Raw genomic sequence first — 3,564 nt, 5'->3', positions numbered from 1 at the left:
CCCGCCTCGCGTGGCTCGGAGGCATCCCGTTGGTGTCGCTCGCCGTAGCCCTGGCGGGCGCCCTGCTGGGCCTCGCGTGGGAGTCGCTGCGCACGCGCCGCGCCCTGACCGCCGCCTTCGCGCCGGTGGTGGCCATCGGCGTGCTTGCGGCCGGGTACCTGGTTCCGCTCGACGGGCAGGCTCAGGACGGGACGATGCGCCTGGGAGTGGTCCAGGGCAACGTCCCCGACCGTGGTCTCGAGTCCTTCGACCAGGCCCGGGAGGTGACCACCAACCACCTCGCCGAGACGCAGCGGATGGTGGAGGAGCTCGCCCAGCCCGTGGACCTGGTGATCTGGCCCGAGAACGCCGCGGACATCGATCCCCGCATCGATGCGGAGACCAGGGACGCGGTGGACCAGGCCCTCGCCGCGGCGCAGGCGCCGCTCCTGCTGGGCACCGTCGACTACACGCCGCCCGAGGGCCGCTACAACACCATGCTCCTGTATGGCACCTCCGGGACCGTGCTCGACACCTACTCGAAGCAGCGGCCCGCGCCGTTCGCGGAGTACATCCCACTGCGCAGCATCGCCCGCACCGTCACCCCCATCGTCGACAACGTGGTCGATATGCTCTCGGGCACGGATGCGGCCGTGATGGAGGTTCCGGTGGCCTCGCTCGAGCGCACGGTCCCGATCGCGACGCCCATCTGCTTCGAGGTCGCCTACGACTCGATCATCAGGGAGGCGGTCGCCAAGGGCGCCGAGCTCCTCATCGTCCCCACCAACAACGCGACGTTCGGCCGCACCGCGGAGAGCACTCAACAGCTCCAGATGACCCGCATGCGCGCCATCGAGACGGGCCGCTGGGCGGTCCAGGCGTCGACGGTGGGCGTGAGCGCGGTGATCGATCCCAACGGCCGCGTGGTCTCCGGCACGGAGCTTTTCGAGGCCGCTCACATGGTCGACGCGGTGGGCCTGCGCACGGCGATCACGCCGGCCGTCCGATTCGGCTGGTTCATCGGGTGGGGCCTGCTGCTGGTGCCGGCGGCGATCGGCCTTCTCGCCGTCCGGCGGCGCGTCGCGGACAGGTACGACTGGTGATGCGCACCCTCGTCATCATCCCCACCTACAACGAGCGCGCGGCCCTGCCGCGCCAGCTCGAGGCGGTGCTCGACGCCGCCCCTGGGGTCGACGTGCTGGTGGTCGACGACGGCTCGCCCGACGGCACCGGCGAGTGGGCGGACGGCCGCGCCCGGGACGATGCACGGGTCCACGTCATGCACCGCGCCAGCAAGCAGGGTCTGGGCGCCGCCTACCTGGCAGGCTTCGCGTGGGGCCTCGAGCGGGGTTACGAGCTCCTGTGCGAAATGGATGCCGACGGCTCCCACCGCGCGTCCGACCTACCGGTGCTGCTGGCGGCCGCATCGTCCGCAGATCTGGTCATCGGCTCGCGCTGGGTGCCCGGCGGCTCCGTGGTGAACTGGCCCCGGCACCGCCTGCTGCTGTCCACGGGCGCCAACACCTACGTGAGGCTCGCGCTCGGAATCGGTGTGAGGGACGCGACCGCGGGGTTCCGGGTCTACCGCGCGACCATGCTGCGTTCGCTCGAGCTCTCGGATGTCGAGTCGCAGGGGTACTGCTTCCAGGTCGACATGTGCTGGCGCGTGGTGCGGGCGGGCGGCAGGGTGGTGGAGGTCCCGATCACCTTCGTCGAGCGCGAGGTGGGCACGTCCAAGATGAGCGGCGCCATCATCCGCGAGGCGCTGGTCAAGGTGACGCAGTGGGGTGCCGTGCATCGCGGCCGCCAGGTCGCGGGCCTGGTGCGCCGCAGATAGGACCCGCCGCAGACTCAACCTGCCCGAGTCAGGACAGAGAGGAAGGGCCCCACCGAAGCGGGGCCCTTCACATCTGTTACGTCAGCGGCGGCTGGCTCGCAGCACCTCGAGACGCTCCTCGAGGAGCTCCTCAAGCTCCGGGATCGAGCGCCGCTCGAGCAGCATGTCCCAGTGGGTGCGCTGCGGCTTCGTGTCCTTGGGCTCGGGGCGATCACCGTCACGCAACAGCGCGAGCGCGCCGCAGTGGCACTCCCACGAGAGTGGGACGTCGGCCTCGATAGAGAAGGGCATCGCCAGGATGTGACCGTTCGGGCAGTCGTAGTGGACCTCGACCCTCTCCGCCAGCTCGGCGTTGTGGATCGACTCCATGCTCTGGGTTCCCAGGCGCATGCCCCGGAGCGCGCGGTCGGCCATGTCGGACTCCTTCCGGCAGGCGGGCTTGCCTGCACTTTTCGTCAACGTCTGCCCGCATGTCCTTGTTCCATCGTGGCATAGTCGGCGCCGGATCGAACGGGCAGGTCAGCAAGCGTTTGGCACCAGGGCCGCCGTGGGTGGGGACGATGCGGCAGCGGGGGAGGGGAGGGGCGTCTTCGGGCGCCGTGGAGACTCGCGCGGTCTCGTACGCCCGGCGTAGGCGCCGATCGTGACCGCGGCAAGCACGGCGGCCGCTCCCACGAGCTGCGGGACGCTGAGCGTCTGGCCCAGCACCGCCCATCCGAGCACGCCCGCGGTGAGCGGGGTCAGGAAGCTCAGCAGGCTGACGCGGGTCACGGGCAGGCGCAGCAGCCCGCGGAACCACAGCAGGTATGCGAGAGCGGTCCCGGGCAGGGCGAGCCACGCGTAGCCGACGAGGTTCTCCGCGGTCATGCTCGCCGGCAGGCCCTCGAGCAGCATCAGCGGCGCCACGAGCACCAGCCCTCCGGCAAGCAGCTGCCAGCCGGTGAACGCGAGCAGCGGCACCGGACGCCCCCATCGCTTGGTCAGCAGCACCCCCGCGGCCGTCGATCCCGCCGCGAGCAGCCCCGCCGCCACGCCGAACGCGTCCAACCGCGCGGAAGGCGTGAGCACCAGGAGGGCCACCCCCGCCAGCCCGACCACCACGGCGCCCTTGACGGCGGGCCGGGCCCGTTCGCCCAGGACGGTGCCGGCAAGCAGTGCGACGAGGAGCGGATGGACCGCGCCCAGCGTCGCAGCGACCCCGCCCGGCAGACGGTAGGCGGAGAGGAACATGAGCGCGAAGAATGCGCCGATGTTCAACGTGCCGAGCACGGCCGCCTTCCACCACCACGCACCCCGGGGGAGGGCGCGTGTCACGGCGAGCAGGAGCAGCCCGGCCGGGAGCGCCCGCAGCGTCGCGGTGAGGAGCGGGCGGTCCGCGGGCAGGAGTTCGGTGGTGACGAGGTACGTGGTTCCCCACGTGATGGGGGCGAGCGCGGTGAGCGCAAGGGTGCGATTCATGAGGAGCCGTCCATTATCTTGATGTCAAGATAGTAACGGAATCTTGACGTGAAGATATTCCTCAAACCTGGCAGAATCGACGGCAGGAGGTGGCGGATGGACGCGCTGGACGCGGTGATGGATCAGTGGGAACGGGAGCGCCCCGACCTCGACGTGAGCGCGCTGGCCGTGATCGGCCGGCTGTCGAGATTCGCGGCGCTGGTTCAGGTGCGTCTCGACAGCGTGTTCGCCGAGCACGGGCTGCAAGGCTGGGAGTTCGACGTGCTCTCGGCGCTCAGGCGCGCCGGTAC

Annotated in this window: 4 protein-coding genes and 1 pseudogene; 3 read left to right on the top strand and 2 right to left on the bottom strand. The window is 70.8% G+C overall.

Annotated elements, in window-relative coordinates; translation table 11 throughout:
• Together lnt and Q0L54_RS10855 are read left to right on the top strand one after the other, a co-directional pair.
• Positions 1-1,082: apolipoprotein N-acyltransferase (gene lnt, locus Q0L54_RS10860; protein ID WP_296668023.1), on the top strand; the 1,082-nt coding region annotated here is incomplete at its 5' end.
• A complete protein-coding gene (locus Q0L54_RS10855) occupies positions 1,082-1,816 on the top strand; it encodes a polyprenol monophosphomannose synthase (protein WP_296668025.1) in 735 nt (244 codons plus the stop codon). The genes lnt and Q0L54_RS10855, both read left to right, overlap by 1 nt.
• Before the next feature lie 81 nt (positions 1,817-1,897).
• On the opposite strand, the gene Q0L54_RS10850 is transcribed toward Q0L54_RS10855, so the two are convergent.
• Positions 1,898-2,230, bottom strand: coding sequence for an RNA polymerase-binding protein RbpA (locus Q0L54_RS10850; RefSeq protein WP_296668022.1), 333 nt, complete (start codon positions 2,228-2,230; stop codon positions 1,898-1,900).
• Positions 2,231-2,335: 105 nt separating this feature from the next.
• Complete coding sequence (locus tag Q0L54_RS10845) at positions 2,336-3,274, bottom strand: EamA family transporter (RefSeq protein WP_296668021.1); 939 nt, start codon at positions 3,272-3,274, stop codon at positions 2,336-2,338.
• Between the two features lie 96 nt (positions 3,275-3,370).
• Here Q0L54_RS10845 and Q0L54_RS10840 point away from each other — a divergent pair.
• A pseudogene (locus Q0L54_RS10840) lies at positions 3,371-3,564 on the top strand (MarR family transcriptional regulator); the annotation flags it as partial.

Source organism: Demequina sp. (assembly GCF_024642165.1).
GTDB lineage: Bacteria > Actinomycetota > Actinomycetes > Actinomycetales > Demequinaceae > Demequina.
This window is presented reverse-complemented; position numbering and strand designations above follow the sequence as displayed.

Excerpts from the sequence above, each read along its gene's own strand:
- Q0L54_RS10855 (WP_296668025.1), top strand. The coding sequence starts at position 1,082 with ATGCGCACCCTCGTCATCATCCCCACCTACAACGAGCGCGCGGCCCTG.
- Q0L54_RS10850 (WP_296668022.1), bottom strand. The coding sequence starts at position 2,230 with ATGGCCGACCGCGCGCTCCGGGGCATGCGCCTGGGAACCCAGAGCATG.
- Q0L54_RS10845 (WP_296668021.1), bottom strand. The coding sequence starts at position 3,274 with ATGAATCGCACCCTTGCGCTCACCGCGCTCGCCCCCATCACGTGGGGA.